The organism is Methanoplanus limicola DSM 2279 (genome assembly GCF_000243255.1).
GTDB lineage: Archaea > Halobacteriota > Methanomicrobia > Methanomicrobiales > Methanomicrobiaceae > Methanoplanus > Methanoplanus limicola.
Window position 1 is genome coordinate 2,988,462 of the sequence record NZ_CM001436.1, and the last position, 18,625, is coordinate 3,007,086.

General features: G+C 44.8%; 22 protein-coding genes. 4 read left to right on the plus strand and 18 right to left on the minus strand.

The window, feature by feature from the left end:
- Positions 1-5: 5 nt before the first annotated feature.
- From mtrA (METLIM_RS14300) to mcrB, 12 genes are all read right to left on the minus strand, one after another.
- On the minus strand, positions 6-746 hold the full coding sequence (mtrA, locus tag METLIM_RS14300) for a tetrahydromethanopterin S-methyltransferase subunit A (protein WP_004079628.1): 741 nt from the start codon (positions 744-746) through the stop codon (positions 6-8).
- 1 nt (position 747) lies between these two features.
- Positions 748-960, minus strand: coding sequence for a tetrahydromethanopterin S-methyltransferase subunit F (locus tag METLIM_RS14305; RefSeq protein ID WP_004079629.1), 213 nt, complete (start codon positions 958-960; stop codon positions 748-750).
- A 5-nt stretch (positions 961-965) separates the two neighbouring features.
- On the minus strand, positions 966-1,691 hold the full coding sequence (gene mtrA, locus METLIM_RS14310; RefSeq protein ID WP_004079630.1) for a tetrahydromethanopterin S-methyltransferase subunit A: 726 nt from the start codon (positions 1,689-1,691) through the stop codon (positions 966-968).
- 11 nt (positions 1,692-1,702) lie between these two features.
- Positions 1,703-1,987 carry a tetrahydromethanopterin S-methyltransferase subunit MtrB gene (gene mtrB, locus METLIM_RS14315; protein WP_004079631.1) on the minus strand — a complete coding sequence of 95 codons (285 nt, stop codon included), beginning with the start codon at positions 1,985-1,987 and terminating at the stop codon, positions 1,703-1,705.
- A 2-nt stretch (positions 1,988-1,989) separates the two neighbouring features.
- The gene (gene mtrC / locus METLIM_RS14320) at positions 1,990-2,862 is read right to left on the minus strand and encodes a tetrahydromethanopterin S-methyltransferase subunit MtrC (RefSeq protein WP_004079632.1); all 873 of its coding nucleotides are present in this window, start codon (positions 2,860-2,862) and stop codon (positions 1,990-1,992) included.
- 10 nt (positions 2,863-2,872) lie between these two features.
- The gene (gene mtrD / locus METLIM_RS14325; RefSeq protein ID WP_004079633.1) at positions 2,873-3,706 is read right to left on the minus strand and encodes a tetrahydromethanopterin S-methyltransferase subunit D; all 834 of its coding nucleotides are present in this window, start codon (positions 3,704-3,706) and stop codon (positions 2,873-2,875) included.
- Positions 3,703-4,608, minus strand: a complete 906-nt coding sequence (gene mtrE / locus METLIM_RS14330; RefSeq protein WP_004079634.1) for a tetrahydromethanopterin S-methyltransferase subunit E — start codon at positions 4,606-4,608, stop codon at positions 3,703-3,705. Before mtrE ends, mtrD begins: the two co-directional genes overlap by 4 nt.
- A gap of 636 nt (positions 4,609-5,244) precedes the next feature.
- Positions 5,245-6,951, minus strand: a complete 1,707-nt coding sequence (gene mcrA, locus METLIM_RS14335; protein ID WP_004079635.1) for a coenzyme-B sulfoethylthiotransferase subunit alpha — start codon at positions 6,949-6,951, stop codon at positions 5,245-5,247.
- Positions 6,952-6,956: 5 nt separating this feature from the next.
- A complete protein-coding gene (mcrG, locus tag METLIM_RS14340) occupies positions 6,957-7,718 on the minus strand; it encodes a coenzyme-B sulfoethylthiotransferase subunit gamma (protein WP_004079636.1) in 762 nt (253 codons plus the stop codon).
- An 18-nt stretch (positions 7,719-7,736) separates the two neighbouring features.
- Positions 7,737-8,357, minus strand: a complete 621-nt coding sequence (gene mcrC, locus METLIM_RS14345) for a methyl-coenzyme M reductase I operon protein C (RefSeq protein WP_004079637.1) — start codon at positions 8,355-8,357, stop codon at positions 7,737-7,739.
- On the minus strand, positions 8,358-8,831 hold the full coding sequence (gene mcrD / locus METLIM_RS14350; RefSeq protein ID WP_004079638.1) for a methyl-coenzyme M reductase operon protein D: 474 nt from the start codon (positions 8,829-8,831) through the stop codon (positions 8,358-8,360).
- Between the two features lie 22 nt (positions 8,832-8,853).
- Positions 8,854-10,158, minus strand: coding sequence for a coenzyme-B sulfoethylthiotransferase subunit beta (gene mcrB / locus METLIM_RS14355; RefSeq protein WP_004079639.1), 1,305 nt, complete (start codon positions 10,156-10,158; stop codon positions 8,854-8,856).
- 459 nt (positions 10,159-10,617) lie between these two features.
- Between mcrB and mobB the strand changes: the two genes are divergently transcribed.
- Positions 10,618-11,409, plus strand: a complete 792-nt coding sequence (mobB, locus tag METLIM_RS14360; RefSeq protein WP_004079640.1) for a molybdopterin-guanine dinucleotide biosynthesis protein B — start codon at positions 10,618-10,620, stop codon at positions 11,407-11,409.
- Positions 11,410-11,485: 76 nt separating this feature from the next.
- Here the strand turns inward: mobB and METLIM_RS14365 are convergent, their stop codons facing one another.
- Positions 11,486-12,292, minus strand: a complete 807-nt coding sequence (locus tag METLIM_RS14365; RefSeq protein ID WP_004079641.1) for an amino acid kinase family protein — start codon at positions 12,290-12,292, stop codon at positions 11,486-11,488.
- A gap of 84 nt (positions 12,293-12,376) precedes the next feature.
- On the opposite strand from METLIM_RS14365, the gene METLIM_RS14370 reads away from it, so the two are divergent.
- Both METLIM_RS14370 and METLIM_RS14375 read left to right on the plus strand, forming a co-directional pair.
- Positions 12,377-12,595 (plus strand): hypothetical protein, encoded by a 219-nt coding sequence (locus METLIM_RS14370; protein ID WP_004079642.1) that lies wholly within the window; start codon positions 12,377-12,379, stop codon positions 12,593-12,595.
- A 12-nt stretch (positions 12,596-12,607) separates the two neighbouring features.
- Positions 12,608-12,958: a hypothetical protein gene (locus tag METLIM_RS14375; protein ID WP_004079643.1), complete on the plus strand. Its 351-nt coding sequence runs from the start codon at positions 12,608-12,610 to the stop codon at positions 12,956-12,958.
- A 40-nt stretch (positions 12,959-12,998) separates the two neighbouring features.
- Here the strand turns inward: METLIM_RS14375 and METLIM_RS14380 are convergent, their stop codons facing one another.
- The 5 genes from METLIM_RS14380 to modA (METLIM_RS14400) all read right to left on the minus strand — a co-directional run bounded on the left by METLIM_RS14380 (position 12,999) and on the right by modA (METLIM_RS14400) (position 17,226).
- A complete protein-coding gene (locus tag METLIM_RS14380; RefSeq protein WP_004079644.1) occupies positions 12,999-14,072 on the minus strand; it encodes an ATP-binding cassette domain-containing protein in 1,074 nt (357 codons plus the stop codon).
- 9 nt (positions 14,073-14,081) lie between these two features.
- Positions 14,082-14,879 carry an ABC transporter permease gene (locus METLIM_RS14385; RefSeq protein ID WP_004079645.1) on the minus strand — a complete coding sequence of 266 codons (798 nt, stop codon included), beginning with the start codon at positions 14,877-14,879 and terminating at the stop codon, positions 14,082-14,084.
- Entirely contained in the window at positions 14,876-15,418 is a 543-nt protein-coding gene (tsaA, locus tag METLIM_RS14390; RefSeq protein ID WP_004079646.1) for a tRNA (N6-threonylcarbamoyladenosine(37)-N6)-methyltransferase TrmO, read from the minus strand. The genes METLIM_RS14385 and tsaA overlap by 4 nt, the downstream gene beginning before the upstream one ends.
- Positions 15,419-15,453: 35 nt before the next feature.
- On the minus strand, positions 15,454-16,290 hold the full coding sequence (modA, locus tag METLIM_RS14395) for a molybdate ABC transporter substrate-binding protein (RefSeq protein ID WP_004079647.1): 837 nt from the start codon (positions 16,288-16,290) through the stop codon (positions 15,454-15,456).
- 114 nt (positions 16,291-16,404) lie between these two features.
- Positions 16,405-17,226, minus strand: coding sequence for a molybdate ABC transporter substrate-binding protein (gene modA, locus METLIM_RS14400; protein ID WP_004079648.1), 822 nt, complete (start codon positions 17,224-17,226; stop codon positions 16,405-16,407).
- Positions 17,227-17,489: 263 nt separating this feature from the next.
- Between modA (METLIM_RS14400) and METLIM_RS14405 the strand changes: the two genes are divergently transcribed.
- Positions 17,490-18,614, plus strand: a complete 1,125-nt coding sequence (locus METLIM_RS14405; protein WP_004079649.1) for a putative sulfate/molybdate transporter — start codon at positions 17,490-17,492, stop codon at positions 18,612-18,614.
- The last annotated feature ends 11 nt before the right edge of the window (positions 18,615-18,625 follow it).

Below are 18,625 nucleotides of genomic sequence, written 5' to 3' on the forward strand. Positions count from 1 at the left end.
CCTCCTTATATCATTGCCATAAGTTTCGGGAGTAATACCAGCAACATCATGAATACAATCAAACCTGCGACAAGACCGTAGAGGATACCGATATCCCTTCCGACTTTACGGCCTACACGCTGTGCAATTTCCGCGTCTGCGAACTCAAGCCTCTTCTCAATCTCATTGAGGCGTGATTCGACTTCAAGGAACTGTGGATTTGCGGTTGCAGCAAGTGCACCGTCTCCGCCGGCACCATCCTCTTTGACCTCGATAACTATCGGGTCGCCGTCGAATGCGCCAGGATCTCTTCCTTTCAGCTCTTCAATTTTTGCTTTGATTGTACCCATGTCCTCAGATTCCATGATGTCGACTATCTCGACCTGCTCACGGAAACGCTGGACCCCTTCATCAGTAAGGTTCTCGATGAACGGGATAGCTCCCTTTGCACCGACAATCTTTCCGCCTTCAAGACCATTTGCGTGAAGCGCAATAAGGCACTGGCCGGAAAGGTGACCCTTAACCTCAGTTCCACAGGTGATAATAAACCTGATATTAGGGTTTGCAATTACATTTGCAACGATCTTTTCAAGACCGAGGTTCTCTGTCTTACAGGAACCGCACATTGCAGCACCTGCATCACAGACGGCCTGTTCATCAAGATGTGAACCGACAGTTACCACAACAACAGGACTTTCCGCATCACCAGCGTGATAATCACCCTGGATCTTTGGCCATCCTGAAGCAGGAGATTTCTTGTCAGCCATCTTAAATGCCTCCCATCAGAAATACCGGTACAAGTACAAGAACAAGTGAAATGATAAGACCCACACCAAAACCAACTCCTCCGGAAGTCATAATACTTGACTCGAGTTTGTTGGTTCTGGCAAGTACCTGAGCCTTGAATTCAATATCTTCCATCATGTCCTTAATTGCCGCCATTCTGATTGTTGCCGGACCTGAATTTTCTTCATCTGACATTTATATCACCCCATTAAAAGGAAGCCCAGCAGGGCAAATGACACGATCAGACCGATCATGAGTCCTTCAACCTTACCTGAATAGACACCCGCTGCAAAGCGGTTGCGGTATCCAATGTCTGTGACCATCATCTGGATTGTCTTGAGTCTTGCATGAATGAGAGCAAGCTCTGCGGTCATTGGTGTCTCTACGCCACCTTCTCCGCCGGCTGCACCGCCATCATCTTCCTTGACTTCAAGGACAATAGGTTCACCATCAAATGCGCCCGGATCTCTGGCTGTAAGCTCATCGATCTTGGCTTTGATTGCACCCATGTCTTCAGATTCCATGATGTCAACCATCTCAATCTGGTCACGGAAGCGCTGGATAGACTCATCAGTGAGGTTTTCAATGAAAGGAATAGCACCTTTTGCACCGACAATCTTTCCGCCTTCAAGACCGTTTGCATGAAGAGCGTGGAGACACTGACCGGAAAGGTGACCCTTAACCTCAGTACCGCAGGTAACCATGAACCTTATGTTCGGGTTTGCAACCACATTTGCAACGATCTTCTCAAGACCGAGGTTCTCTGTCTTACAGGAACCACATATTGCAGCGCCTGCGTCACAGATACCCTGCTCATCAAGGTGTGATCCAACAGTAACTACAGCTACAGGGCTTTCTGCGTTGCCTGCATGATAGTCACCCTGGATTTTTGGCCATCCGGATGCCGGAGCTCTTTTATCTGCCATTTTTTTTCACCTCAGAGCAATGCAAGTGCAACCACACCTGCAATAAATAATCCAACTGCTATACCGTACCACATTGCAGTCACACCACCGGCATAGATAAGGGACTTTTCCCTGTTCGGGAAAGACGAAAGGAATGAACCTTCTCCGGAGAGCATGTTAACCACATCATCTGTGATCTTCTCAAGTCTCTCAACCTCATCAATAACCGGTCCGAGTGATGCGCCTGCGGTAGTCACAAGACCTATAATGGGGTCCGCAACAAGACCATATTCAGGGAGAACTTGTACGTATCCCATTTTCAGGCCTCCTTCTTCTCACGAATAGGCTGTGCATCAAGCCACATGAATGCATCACGCTTTGAAAGGACAAGATACTGGTTGTATGTATAAACCCATCCGATTACGGAAACGATAAATGAAACAACTGCTGCCGTCATTGAGATGAATGCAAAAGACATAATTGACACAGCAATCATGCTTAAAAATCCACACTCCGCTGCAAGCATAAGTGTCCTGTCCTGTGATTCATTAGGTCCGAGACATGCATTGAATGCATGCTGAACTGCAATACCACCGAGCATGAATATTACTGCAATGACTCCTCCGCCAATTACAGATGCCTGATAGTCAGGGACTGCAACACCGAAGAATTCCTTTGAGCCTGTGATAAGATCTGCAAAGACAAAACTTCCGCCAGCCATTGCTGAAAGGCCAAGAACTGTGATAGCACCGACAATACAGAGTTCGGCGAGTGATACAACCATCACAGGAATATTCATATTCACAATATTATTTGCAATGTATCCGAGAACTGCACCAAGAATTGCTGCAACTATTACACATCCGACAGGGATGATAAGCGGAGATGATACAAATCCCATTGCGCTCAGTTTTGTACTGAGTACCATTGCTATTACACCTGAACCAAGTGCAATCATACCTGCTGAAGGGACACCAGTACCAAGACCATAACTGCAAAGGTGCTTGATAGTGTCTGTACCCCACCATAGTGCAAGTACTGCTGCGATTCCGCCAAAGAATGAAAACATCTCTGTTCCGGCCATCTGATTCAGGTATGTAAGATAAAGACAGACTACTGCACCGACAAGACCGATCATCATGACCTTGTTGTGCGGCATTCCACCTTCACTGGCTGTAATTTCTACTGACATACTTCATACCTCACATTACTGCTACCAGAATTGCCAGAAGACCACAGACTGCTGAAGCAACTGCGCATCCAATGACTGCACGCGGGAATCTCTTAAACTTAGGGTCATGAGGACCTTCGATTGTACCTGTAATATTGTATGCTGCAATTACAGCATTTACAAGGAACATACCGATTGCAAAAACTCCTGCCATACTTACTGCGAGCGGAAGAATCTGCTCAGCAGGCGCATTGAGCGCAGTTGGAAGGAATTCCTCATAGACTGCGAGAAGTTCGAGATAGATGAGTGTTCCGCCAAGACCACCGAGAGCACCGCCGATGACACCACCGACGTATGAAATGAACGGAAGACCGTGTCCTTCAGTTCCCTGTGACTTGTATGCTTCAAAAGTGTCTCCTGTGATTGGGTCCTTTGCAACCTTACCGGATGCGGCTGGAATACCCATTGCATAGACGTAGACTACATTGACCATCAGACATGTGATAGCCATCATAAGACCGCCGCCTATTGCACCACCGGCAAGAGCAACGCCTAAACCAAGCTCTGCCGCCCATGCTCCGCCAAAGAGGCCTGCAAGACCTGCACCGGCTGCAAGCATGGTAACACCGGTTGCAATACCGGGTGACTGACCCATAGCTGCCGGAGCTCCTCCGACAGGAACAAAGTGGACACCAAAACCGATGAGAAGACCGCCGATAATAACTCCGATAAGAGACATCAGTGCCATCCCTGGTGATACAATGAAAATTATTCCGACTGAGAGAAGCAGAAGTACAATACCGACTACTGTTCCTACAGGATTAATTCCCTCTCCACCACCGGAACCTCCGCCAAGTGCGCTCATGATGAGGCCTCCTCGGATTTCTCTTCAGTGTATGGTCCATAGGTCTTGCGTGCCCATGTCTCGACAAATCTGTCAATGATCATAAAGATCAGAATAAGCACGATACCGGCAATTACTGCACCCCACCCTGCTGCGAATTCTTCAAAGAAGATTGTACGCCACAGTTCAAGGAACACAATAAGTCCGAAACAGACACCCGATGCCGGGCCGCCCATCTTAGATGTAAACCAGCCGTTGTCAAGCGAACTGCGCTGTCCTGCCTCTGCATACCGGACAATGTTACCGGATGCTGAGATAGGTACACCTGCTCCAAAGGCCTGTGTCTGGTACTGGCGCTCTTTTCCGTAGAACGGATTTCCGGTTGCAGAACCTGCTGCACCGAGAGCGATACCCCAGACAAGTCCCAGCAATGGAAGCGGGAACGGATGTCCAAGTGCGTTTACCATAAGGAAACACATTGATACGCATGTAAAGATAGCAACGAATGCATGCGCCATAGTCACGGTTGTAACCGACTTAATAAGGTCGATGTAAACCGGCTGTTCAAACTTTGCCAGACTTGCAGTCCTTCCCAGATATGCTGTAGTTGCATACACACCCTGTACAAATACAGCTATAGCTGATCCTAAGACTATCGCAAGTACCGGATTATAATTTATCGCCATCAAAGCCCAAGCAAGGCCTGCTCCAAGAGCGCACCAAAGTCCGTATGCTGGGGGTTCACCGGATATAGCTTTACTATATATACGGTGAATATATCCCATCTGCGGAGCGAGCTGAACCTGTGAATTCGGGTCACCCTGTGAACCGATATCAGACTCAGTATCTTCCGCAGCACCGGAAACGGTGGCCAGAGCGCCTGCAACGGCACTAATGCCGATACCAAACAGTAACTCTTCCATTCAGGCATCCTCCTGAGTGCCACATGCACCAGAGATACACGTATACACGAAACCCTTTTGGATTCAAATTAAAGTCGTTTAGTATTTAATTAAAGGTTTCGAAAGAATTGCCGGAAAAAATAAGCAAAATATGAGTATTTGAGGAAAATAAAAGAATACACCTGACTTTTTTGTTTTAATTCAAAGTTATTTGAGCAGAAATTTATGCTCATACAACCCCATTTTACAAAAAAATCTGCGCTTTTTTTACAATCCAAAACCGTCCCGGGAGATAAAATATTATGTGATTAAATTCAGGTAAATTAAAACCGGAATAATATCCAGCCACACAGATAAAAGAGCGCAAAGAGAAAGACAATTTAAAAATCCGGAATACACAGGCATAGAACACCCTTGCAAAGATTGAAAATTATAGACTTATACAAAACTTTCAGGAATTATCCGGAAAGTTTGCTTAAAGATTATGTAGTGCGATCAGAATCCACGCTTAGAAATAATCTCCATTTCATTCCGGTTATTCCTAAAGTAAGGTTATGCATTATAAAATAATCTGAAAATTCCATGAAATAATAACAATATAATTAATTCCGGAAATAACCGGAATAAAAATAAATTAAAAAAATATTCGGGGTGATCTTACCTTGCAGGTATGATCAGTGAGCGCTCGCCGGCTGGCATGAACTCGCGGATTGCTCCCTTTGCGAATTCCTTACGTGGCTCTGCGAAGTCGAAACCGAGTGATGGATCTGCAAAACAGATCTTAACAAGCGGGTTGAAACAGAATGCATCTTTGCGTCCGTAGTGAGCTGCACCTACAATAGCTGCATACTCTCCCTGGTGACCGACGTTCATTGCATAGTTTGGATAGTTTGGTCCACGCAGTTCTCCAATGAGACCACGGTCTGGTTCCATTGAGAGTGAGTTTGCTGAACCGCACTGGTCCTGAAGATCGTATCCGAAGAATCCGAGACGTGACCATCCTTCCTTGTGCATGAGCATTGAAAGGTACCATCCGTTCAGACCTGCGTTTGAGTTTCCGGTTGCGATGGATGTGGACAGACCACATGCTGCTGCCATAACACCGGCACGCTGTGAACCACCGAAGTGATCTTCCATCATGGTTGGGAACTGTTCGTACTGTTCCATTGCATTGAGGTTAACCTCGGATGCGATATCGTTTACAACTTCCTGTGTTGGCTTGACAAGCTTTGCGGGGTCAGGGTTGGTGTAGTCTACGCCGTATTTGTCCTTTATGTAGTCCATACCATAGTATGTGAATTCATCGAGGATGTTATCAGTGTATGCTGCTGTTGCATACTGTGTAAATCCGACACCGCCGGACATGTATGATCCGAGCCAGATCTGGTCGAAGAGCATTGTACCTGCACCGACTACCTCAAGGGATGCCTTTGCAGGGTCGTTTGGATGGGTACGGTTTGTCTGGATGATATCAGAGAAGAGACCGAACTTAATTCCACCAGGCTCGTTTGGACCACGTGCACGGCGTGCAGGAAGGTGGGATGCCATCTGAACAACACCGGCGTGTTTTGCTGCGAATGAAAGATCTGCGACTGCTGCTTCACCTGCACACATTCTGTATGCTGCGATGAATGACATTCCGATCTGCATTGCTGACCATCTGGAGGTTGTACCACCGTCGCATGTCCTTGAGACAATTGTCGGGATGTGGATTGCCTGGTACATTGACTTGCCGACCTCTGCCTTGAGAACTTCTGCCTGCTCAGCAGGGAAGAGCTTCTCAACGTTAATGAGGAACTGTGGCTCAATGTCGTCAGCCATCTCATCGTCACCGGTGAATACCTTTACGTAACAGTCATCGACAAGACCAGGGTGTGTCTCAACCATGTGTTCCTGAACAACTGCTGCACCAGGCATTGCGTGGTTTAAGATGTGGAGGTACTCGTTGATTGTCTCAGGAGTAACTTCCTTTCCGAGACGCTTCTGGAGTGTTGCGTGTGCAAGGTCCATTCCGACAATAACTGTCCTGCGGATGTTATCCCAGAACTGCTGCATTGCAGCGTTGTTGACGAAGTGAAGATCATCACCCTCTACGAATGTTCCTGTACCGGATACTTCGTAGGTCATGAGCTGTCTCTGACCCATTGGCAGACCACCAAGGTGGCAGTGCTCTGGATCATACATGGCCATTCCACGCTTTGCTTCGACAGCCTTTGTTGCTTCCATGAACTCACGCTTACGTGGGGACTGGCGGACACCGTCAAAGTTGTAGAATGTTGTCTTTACTGATTCTACGTCTTCTCCCTGGAACTTCTGTTTAAGTGCATCAAGGAAAAGTTTCTGTGATCTCTCAATTTTACCCATCTAAATCACTCCTCCTTTGGCATAAAGCCGTATTTTGTTCTAAGTGCATGGATACGCTGAATATATTCAACATATTCTGCATCATCACGGTATGCGACACCAACAAGTGAGTGGAAGATTGTTGAGTGTGCTTTAAGCCATTCCTCGTCCATTGGCTTGCCGACATCGACTTCACGGTCGAGTGGCTCTCCAATCTGGTCTTTGACGTACTTGACAGAGCCATCTTTTAAGATACAGCGCTGGAGCATATCAAACATAAGACCATCTTCTGCAAGACGCAGTGAGTGTCCGTGAACTGTTGCACCACGGCAGCTTACAAGTGCCGGGTCAAACATCTCTGTCTCCATGAGGAGTTTTGAGTACTGTTCAAGGTCACGCTCACGGCACTCTACAATCTGACGTCCTGAGAGTGTACCCGGGTCAATGCCACGGAAGCGGTAGCACTCTGAGTATGTGCGCTGGTATGGCTGTGATGGTGCGTTAAACATTGAGTCAGCAAACTGAATGTAACGTACGCGGTCTCCTGCCTTTGCACCCTCTGTTGGTGCAACAATCTTTCTGATTGGGCAGTCTGGTTCCTGCTGCTCTGCAAGTGGTGGGTGTGCTGTCGGGTATGCTGATCCTGGTGCACGGTGACCAAGGATAAGAACAATATCTTCGTCAGTAACCTCACGAACCTTCTCAAGCTGGACTGCAGGGTTCATCTGCTTGCGCCTGTTTTCAGCGACAATAGATGTTCCTGGCCCATACTGTGGTGTATATGCCATATTAATTTCACCTTTAAATTATTGTTTCATTGATTTCATTACAGCCGAAATAACTTCTGCCAGTTTCTCCCTTGTGGGAGTCTGTCCCCTTGTAACTCCGCTGACGATGCGGACGACCCTGCCTTTTGTCTTCACCATTTCAGGTGACGGCATCACATAAGCGGTTTTTACACCTGCTTTTGCGAGGTCTTCATAATCTACAGGCGCCTGAGATACAACAATTGCATCAGTATCACATCTCTCGAGAATAAAGCGAACCTTCTCCACGACATGAGATCTCACATTGCCGTGATGAAGAATTGCGACCTTATGCTGCTCAATCTGTGCAATCTCCTTAGAATTCAGGCCGAAATATGCCCCCAGAACCGAACCGGCTATCGCCGGGGCATCCGGGGGTACGCCGCTTCCGGCGTTTAAGACAAGAGTGCTGACCGAAAACTCAACACCCTCTCTTCTAAGGCCTGATGTTATATCGCAGACAGGTTTTGTTACGTGTCGCCTTCCCGGAGACATGCCAACGACTATTACATCCGGATGGCGGCACTCGGATATCGTACCTCTCTGGGCAAGGCCGCCACCTTTGCCCATACCCATACTTTCGCGGCAGTCAACAATCTGGGTAACACGACCTATAGGCATTTATTTTAAACCCTGTATAATTACCGGCCCGTCTTTCCTCGGGTCGGAAAGTCCGACCATCTTTTCGTCAGCATCAGGACCATATTTACAGTAATCAGACAGTGTCGGAGATGTTTTCATATATTTTCCGACCTGAAGCTGATATGGGAACTTTGTGAATACTTCATCACAGACAGCCCTGATATTCTCAGTTACACCTTCATCCTCAAGTTCAAAGACAAACATTCCTGCCTGCACCCTGAGTTCAACCTCAGAGTCGCCGACCTGAATTGTTCTCCGGTTGGTGTTGGGATTGGGTTTTCCGCGTGCAGGACCGTAAGGAACGGTTTTTGGAAGAGAAGGACCGTTTATGGTCATCCTTCTGATTCCTTTGACCTTTACCACCTTATCAAGAAAGATTTCAGTGGTATCAGGCGACAGCATGCGGAGAGGGACTACCCTGCATTGTGGATATACTTTCTGGCTTTCAGTCATTCCAAACCTAAATGTGATCTATTCAGACTCCGTTTGCGATCTGATCCATTGGTTTGTTGAACTCAGGGATCTGACCGTATGTTTCGCCCATAACTGCTGATGTTCCCTCTGCGGTGAACATCTGTGTACCTGCATCAAGTGCACATGCTGCAACTACACATGGGATTGCACAGCCGTTTGCGTGGCGTGTGACAACGTGGTTTCCGTTGAAGATACCTGGACCTCCACCACCGTAGATTGAGTGGCTGAAGAATGAGAAACCGACAGCTGTACCCATTACACGACCGAAATCGGTTGATGGGAGACCGGTCTCGTGCTCGAGCAGGTCGTTGAAGTAGAGCAGTGTTGATGAAACTGCCTGTGCGAAACGTCCTGCACCACAGTTGACCATGGTTGCTGCAAGTGTACCTGCTGCTGCATATGCATTCCACAGCATTGGATCCTTTGTGTCATAGAACTGGAAGTATCCGCCCTTCTTTCCCGGGACGATGACTTTGTCCTCAATTGCCTTCTCGACAAGTGACTGGACAACAGTTCCTACTGTTCCTGTCTGACCATTCTCCTTTACGAGGTCATATACAAGGTTGTTTGCGTTAAGACCCTGGTATGCGTACTGGAGAAGCATGTGGCGCTCGAACGGACCGATTGCACCGCCCATCTCGAACTCTCCTGCTGTCTCAAGGGTTGATGCAAGTGCTGCACCCTGCATTGCATTTCTTCCTGTCATCATAACGAAGTGGTTTACACCGATGTTACGGAGTGAGAAACCAAGACCTTCATTGTTCTGCGGGTTTGCAAGAACTGATGATACAAGTGCACCTTCCATATCCATTGTGTGTGGGTATGCACCGAATGTTGCTGCCTTGACAGCTGATGCATCGAACATATCAACGCCGAATTCATCGACAATTGCGTATGTTGTTGCTGCTGCAACTGCTGTGATTGATGCATCGTATGTGGATGCTGCATTCAGGCGTGCCTTTGGTACTTCAACAAGAAGCAGGTTTCCGCCCTTGAATTCGCGGATTGTTGTCTCTTCGCCTTCAACATCCACGTATTCCTTAATTTTTGCAATGACTGCGTCCTTGTTTGCCATAATTGGCAGATCAAGTTCACGTCCGAGAATCTTGCCGCCCTTTCCGAGTTTACCGGATTTAAGAGCTGCCTCGATACCACCGAGGTTAACTGCAATGCTTCTCTTTGTCAGGTCGATGAGCTTAAGAGTTGCCGGATTTACAAGCGGACTTATCTTATTTAACTCAACGCCACTCTTCAGAAGTTTACCATCGTCTGAATAAAGATCAATTGTGTCGGAATATTTTGCCATATTTTTCCTCCTATACCCTATAAGTGCAATGCATTACTTTCACTGAACAACGACGGATTGTTACCCGCCGGAAATTGATGATATTCACTACTGCACGTCCCCGCATGGGACAATCGTACATTAACATATCTCCGGATATAAGCATTCCTAATAATTACCAATATAATTTTTAAAAAATACAATCCAGATCAACTAAATTTTAATTAATAAAATCTATATCATTGAGATTTGAGGGTAAGTGGTACTATTTATGCTATATAGTAATACTCTTTATGACAATGAAAAGCGTTAAACTGAAAAACACCATGCGCTCATAAAAAAAATAACCATATATCCATTATTCCAGGAAAATAAGCAGAAAATACAGGATTTTCAAGCAGTTTCTTCAGCAGACAAAGCAGTAATGACAATAATCAGGTAATTCATTTTTTATTCCGGCAGACATACAGTAATGAACAGATGAAAATAATTCACATCGCGGGATATTCCAATTCAGGAAAAACAGTACTGATAAAAAAACTTGTAAAAATTCTTGAGGATAAATACCCCGGAAAGACAGGCGTCATAAAGCATCTCGGACACCACACCTACGACTTAAATCCCGGAAAGGATATGACCGGGCATTTTGAGAACGGAGCAAAGTTTGTTGCAGGAATAGACAGTAATAAATCAGTAACATACTCTGGTGAAAATGACCTGTATAAAATACTCGGACATTATTCTGATGCAGGAATAAAATATGCGGTCATTGAGGGCTTTAAAAAGTTCAGTTTCAGAAAGGTCTGCCTGGGAGAACTCAACGCGGAAAACTGTATACTCAAAAATCCGGATGTATCAGAGATTGTAAAATCCCTTGACAGATTTGATGACTTCTTCACTATGCAGGGAATTATCAGGGATTTAAAGGAAAATACCGAACTCCCGAAAACAGGCTGCATAATTACATTCAACGGAATTGTCAGGGAGATTACCGGAGAAGAAAAAACACCCTTCCTTGAATTTAACGATACAGATAAACTTAAAAGAATAATCTCAGGTGTGACTGAGGATATTAAAAGCAGAAAAGGGATACTAGGTGCCCGCATTCACCACAATTCCGGCAGAATAAATGCCGGCGATGACATCACATACATCGCTGTCGCGGCAGAACACAGAGTAGAAGGTTTTGCGGCGGTTCAGAATGCGATTGACAGAATAAAATCAGAACTGCATGATGGAGAGAACCGCATTCAAAAATTCACATATCCCTAAAAAATTTTTATAGCTAAAAATAAGTCCGGAATTCAGGAGAGACAAATCCACCCATCTGGATTCCGGAAATTCAGGATCACTGCCGGATTACTGTTCCAACCTTCTCGCCGTTCAGAACTTTTGTTATATTGCCCCTTACATGACCGTTTATTATCTTTACCTCATGGAGATTCTTGGAATACCGGAGCATATCGACTACAGCCTCTTCAAGCACGAGATCTTCAAGATTCATCTCAAGGACTTCTTCTGCCCTGATGTCTTCAATCAGCTCCGCATCATCGTACATAAGTGGATTTTTATCAAAAAGCCCGTCAACATTCTTGACAAGAATGCAGTTCTTTGCTCCCATTACCTCAGCAGCAAGGAAAGCACCTGTATCGGTTCTGTGGCTTGGAATCGGCCCAACCGCGGAAGGGGTTTCATAGAAACTGTAAATTGGCGTTCCCCTCATAACCGGAACCTGTCCAAGACTTAAAAGCATTGGGATGTCCAGAAGATCATCATTGCTTATTTTAACTGCATTATACTTTGCCATAAGAACAGAGAGCATAAGAGCATTCTGTTCGCTTATCGTTCCGGAAAGCTCAGCTAAAATTCCGGTGGGCATCCCAAGATCAATGCCAATGTCCATGATATGCCTGACCCTTACTCCCCCTCCGGTAACAACAAGCATCTGGTGCTCACGCGAGAGTTCACCGAGTTCTTCAACAATTGGTATAACTACCTCTTTGCCAAAGTCAATCGTACCATGCCCCCCGATTTTAATGACATTGAGCTCAGGTGTAATCCTGATAGTTTCAACCCCGGATCTCTCATGCATCAGACCCTTGCGTACCAGGGTCTCACCCTGGAGTTTGTTTTTAATCTCCTTTCTCTTACTCATGTGATACAAATATTAATATACTACAAAAGATAAGTAATGTTCTGTAAACCAGCTGATATATCAGCTGATAAAGGAGGTAAAAAAATGAAAATCTATGTCCGCGAGAGACAGAAAGTTGGTGAAGGCGTCAAACAGCCAAGATTCAGAATTATGGCACTTGTAGGCGAAGACAATCCAAAAGTAAAATTCCTTGCAAGCCACTACAGGAAAGCCGAAATCGAACAGATGGCAAAGGAAATTGGTGCTGAAATTGTGTACCTGGAACCTATGGAGGATTCAGAGCACGGCAGCATGAAACACTAAAACCCTTTTTTTATGTCGGATATCAACAGTGAAGTAATATTAAATGCCTCAGCAGAAATTATAGCAGATAAAAGAACAATTCAAATAAAAACAGAATATAAGGAGATAAAATTAAAATTACCAACCACAAGGGAGGTAGCAGAGAGACTGCACGTGCCTCATTACTATGTGCTTCCGGCACTCTCCGGTATGGAAGAATCAGGGATTCTTACAAGGGAAGAGAGAGTCGGCATATGGACGACAGATAAAGGCACAAAAATTCTGATCAGGCTTATGACTGAGAAATTTTCGGAAAAATGTGGTGAATTTATAAATCCTGATATTCTGAAAGCTCTCACCAATTATTCCGTTGAGCCATTATAATCCGTAGATTAACCTCTACTTTTGGTTATGAATTCATTCCTTATTTATCACAGGGAATGATATGAAGGGCTTCATATGAAAATACTGCATATGCCGAATCGCCGGCAGAGAGATCCATTCTTAAAAAATCCCTCTTCATCATAACAGCCTTAAGCTTTATTCCCGCGTCGATGGTAATCCTTACAAAACCCCCGCTGTCACGGATCTCTTCTATAATTCCTTTAAGCATATTGCATGGTTCTCCCCCGCCGGGTAATTCAGATGTGACAATAACATCCTCCATCCTGAGGATTGCAGTGACATCGTTACCTGTGATCGAAGACTCATGCGACTCCGAGATCAAATCCACACCGTCAATGTTCACAGACGCAGAACTGCCATCTTTTAACCATTTACAGGGATAAATATTCTCAAAACCAACAAAAGATGCAATAAACTCTGATTTTGGTTTTCTGAAGACCTCATCAGGGTCACCAATCTGGAGTATTTCACCATCATTCATGATGACAACCCTGTCTGCAAGTGAGAATACCTCCTCATAATTGTGAGTAATATGAATAAAGGTAGTATTAAACATCTTATGGAGCTTCTTTAATTCACTCCTCAGGTTCTCCCTCGTCCGGGTATCAAGAGCACTAAGGGGTTCATCCAGAAGAAGAATATCAGGTTCCATAAGTATTGCACGGCAGATTGCAGTCCTCTGTTTCTCCCCTCCGCTGAGTGTTCCCGGATAACGGTGAAGAAGGTGATCTATGCCCATAACAGACGCTATATCCTTCACCTTCTCCTCAATCTCAGGGCGTGGCACCTTCCTGCTCTTAAGACCAAATCCGATATTCGCCGCCACAGTAAGATGCGGAAATAAAACAAAGTCCTGATAGACCATTGCAATATTTCTGTCCTTTGGCTGCACATCGGTAATATCCCGGCCACTCATAATCACCCTGCCGGAGTCCGGCGGATATATGCCTGCAACGGTTTCAAGAAGAATTGTCTTACCTGCACCAGTAGGGCCGATTATAACCATGTATTCGCCTTTTATGACCTCAAGATTTGCATTGTCGATACGGAATTCACCGAGGTTTTTTGATATATTTTCAAGTTTAAGCATCATTAAAACCCCTTATAGTTTTGCAGATCCACCATAGATCTCAAAAACATACAGTGAGACAATCGAGATTGCTATCAGTATGATTGCCGCAGATATAGCCATCTCAAGATCTCCGCATGACATATTCAGAAACAGAGAGATCGGAAGTGTCTCAGTCTTGAGCCTTGTAGCGCCGGCAAGCATGAGTGCGGCACCGAATTCACCTATTCCCTTCGCCCATGTAATCACTGCACCGGCAAAAAAACCGTTTGCAGCCATAGGAATTGTAACCCGGATTATGCTCTCAGCATTGGTGCACCCAAGCGTCCGGGCGACATACTCATACCTGGGACTGATCCCCTCAAATGTGGATCTCATAATCCTGAGCATAAACGGGAGATTTACAAAGAACTGTGCTATTACAATTCCAAGCGGTGTGAAGACAAATACAAGCCCTATACTCTCAAGTGCATCGCCGAATGCTGTTGTCCCGAAGAAGAGCAGCAGTCCCACACCGGCAACAAGCGGAGGCAGTGCAAGTGGAAGGTCAAGAATCATATTGACAAAACTCTTCCCGAAGAAATTATACCTCGCAAGCCCGTATGCTGCCGGCACTCCGATAAGAATACACAACAGGGTTGATGCTATAGAGGTTGCAAGACTCAGGTATATTGCAAACTGGATCTCCTCAGTCATCAGGGATTCCAGAACGCATCCGGGATTAGGATGAGTTACAATCAGAATCAGCAGAGAAACAATAAATGCAGTTAAAATAAGAGCGGCTGAGATGGAAAATACCTTTACAGCATCCCAGCGTGTGATATTCTTCAAATATTTGTCCTCTGCTTATCTCTGAGGCCTTTTGGAGTGGCATTCCACTCACCGATTTCATCAGTGTGTGATGCATCAACCCACCCGTTCTTTACCTCATCGCGGTGATCAAACTGATATACATAGGGCTTTATGTCAATAAGGGGTGTGCCGTCAAGTATATCCACAGCACCGATCTCAAGCCTGTTGCCCTCTACTGAGAGAAGATCCACAATTGAAAATCCTACAGGATTAGGCCTGTTAAAATGCCGTATAGAGAATATTCCCCTCTCCTTCTCCTCATCAAGGAATGGTTTTCGGACAATCTCACATCCGGTGGATCTGTCAAAGTGATAAAGCAGTATCAGGTGTGAAAAACTCTCAATGTCCTTTAATCCGGGAGTATATTCGTCAAAAACTTCGATATAACCCTTTGAAGGATTGAATATTCCCTGAATAGGAGTGTCTTCCTGGACTGTGTGCTCCGAATGAATGACGCCGATTGGGCGGTAGCAGATCTCCATCTCCTTAACTTTTTTAATATCCTCTTCTAAAGCCATAATAGCACCAAAAAATAGTTTAATTTAATTTTAATTTAAAGTTCTGAATACTTATCACATGGATAAGTGTCAAAACCTGCTTCCTCAAAGTAGGCCTTCCCGGCATCTGAAGATACGAAATCAATAAATTTCTTTGCTGTATCCTCTTTCTCTGTAAATGTCAGCATTCCAACCGGAACAACTTTTACGAAACCGGAACTTACAGGAATATCAACCTTCTCCATATTCTCTTCATTCAAAAGGTCTTCCCAGATGATTACAGCATCTGTCTGACCCATATTAAGATAGACAAGCAGTTCATTTACTGTTCCCGACTGAACAACGATATTGTCCTGAATGTCCTCCCACAGACCATTCTTGTCAAGGAGCTTCTTGGCCGCACTTCCAACCGCAGGGCCGTCAGGTTCGCCAATTCCAACTCTGACACCTTCATTTGTGAGATCCTCAAGGCATGTAATATTCTTAGGGTTGCCCTTTGGAACTGCTATTGTCATTACATGATAGACAACATCATTGCTATCAGATACAAAACCCTTGTCTATAGCAGACTGTATGTAGGATCTTGCACCCGGCATGTAGGCATCCCCTTCCTGCAGGAGTTCAATCTGTGAGAGGAGCTGGGCAGATCCACCATAGGTAAACTTAATCTTAACATTCTCCTGCTCTTCAAAATCCGCTGCTATATTGTCCATCGGCTCACGAAGACCGGCGCCGCAGTAAACAATAAGTGACTCTTCAGATACTCCTTCGCCACCGGAGGCCTGTGCCCCCACATCCTTCTCATCTCCGGAATTTCCGGAGACACAGCCTGCACCAAGAATCAGTGCAAAGGCTGCAAAAACAGTAAAAACCAATAATAGCTCTCTTTTCATAATTAATTTCTCCATTAAAACTTTAAAAATCTTTTACACGCACCACACAATTAACCAAATTCAATTAACACAGTAAATAATCTGACCTGATATCCACACTGACAAAAAAGTAAATTACTGGACTCCCGCATACTTTTCACAGGGGTATGTATCAAAACCAGCATTAGTGAAAATCTCTTTTCCTTCATCAGACGATACAAATTCCATGAACTTTACCGCATTCTCAGGATGTTCACTGAACTCAAGCGTTGCAATAGGTACAACCTTTACAAAACCCTCCTTAACCGGAATATTGACAATTTCCATATCTTCCGGATTTAAAAGATCTTCCCAGATTACAACCGCATCAGCCTGATCCATCTTAAGGAATACAAGCAGTTCATTGACAGTGCCGGACTGGACAACAATATTGTCCTGGACACTCTCCCACATTTCATTCTTCTCAAAGATCTTCTTTGCAGCTTTTCCGACCGCAGGGCCGTCAGGTTCACCGATACCAACCCTTACGCCATCACGGGTCAGGTCTTTAAGGCATGTAATATTCTTAGGATTGCCTTTCTCCACTGCTATTGCTATAACATGGTACACGACATCTCTGGTATCCGAGATAAAGCCCTTCTCTGCCGCGGAGTCAAGGTATGCCTTTGCACCCGGCATGTAGAGGTCTCCTTCTCCTAAAAGTTCCATCTGTGAGAGCAGCTGTGCCGCACCCCCATATGAATATTTGATCTTTATACCGTCCTTCTCCTCAAATACCTCCGCAGCGGTCTCCATTGGAACACGGAGTCCTGCACCGCAGTAAACTATCAGTGACTCTTCCGAAGCAGATCCAGTATCTGCCCTGTTATCCTTCGCTTCACCTGATGTACAGCCACAGACCATAATAACAGCAATTAAAAGTGCAATTGCTGAATACCGGATTAAACCCTTTCTCATCAATAAATTTCTAAAAAAACACCATAATAAATACATTGTTACAATTTTTTTAAAATTAATTAGGTTAAGTTAACCAAATTAACATTATAAAAATAAAAATTAAAAAAATATACCATAATAAACTAAAAACCTAAAGACTGGCATTAGTGAATAACAAACTCCACGCACTAAACCACAAAATGTTAAATTAGAACAAATAATATTTATCGCGGATGAATGAAAAATGAAAAAATACACAGGGTACAGATCCGGGAGGAGAAATATTGCTGAATAAAATCAAAGGGATCAGATTTAATCTGAACGAGGCAGCAGGCTCTGTTGGTGACTTCGGCACAATTCTGCCGATAATATTCGGTGTTGCAGTAGTAACTGACATAAATCTCGGCACAATATTACTCTTTTTCGCCGTCTGGTACACTCTGGTCGGGATATTATACCGGCTTCCCGTGCCTGTCGAACCGATGAAGGCTATAGGTGCAATAGTTATTGCCGAAGGGCTGACATCTCCTGAGATTGCGGCATCAGGAATAATAATCGGAATAATATTCATTGCAACAGGATATCTGAGGGGAATGTCAAAGGTACAGAAATGGATTCCAAAAAACGTAATCAGGGGAATTCAGGCAGGGCTTGCACTTCTGCTCCTTAAAACATCCCTGAATTTTGTTGTAAACGATATCTTCTATTCAGCAGTTTCAGTCATTATAATTCTCATATTCCTCCTTATAACAATGAAGACCGCATTTCCTGATCTCTCGGCACTGATAGTGGTCGGAATCGGAATTGCAGCAGGAATCCTGACAGCCGGAATTCCGGAAATGAGCTTTATTACACTTCCGCAGATAATAATTCCGGATGTAAACGACTTTGCATTCTCATCATGGAATCTTGTCATACCCCAGATCCCGCTTACTCTTACCAATGCAATTCTTGCAACATCGCTGCTGGCACACGATCTCTTTAAGAAGGATATTAATCCGGATAATTTATCAAAAACGATAGGTTTTATGAATCTGATATCCTGCCCTCTGGGAGGATTTCCAATGTGCCACGGGGCAGGAGGAATGGCGGCAATGCACCGCTTCGGTGCAAGAACGGGAGGCAGCAATATAATTGCCGGAGTAATTTTCCTTGCCATGGCACTTTTTTTTGCAAAGCCCGAGATGCTTGGCATAATTCCTTTAGGGATATTTGGAGGACTGTTAATCTTTGCCGCAATTCCGCTTCTGAAGGCATCGGCAAATACAGACTCCGTGATGGTGACTGCAATAACAGCAATTCTTGCACCATTTGCCGGAATGACCGTTGCGTTCATCACCGGAATGCTGCTTGCGTATATTGAGATATACAGAAAGAAAGGTATTAAGCAGTCAGATACAAAGATTTGAAAAATATCTGC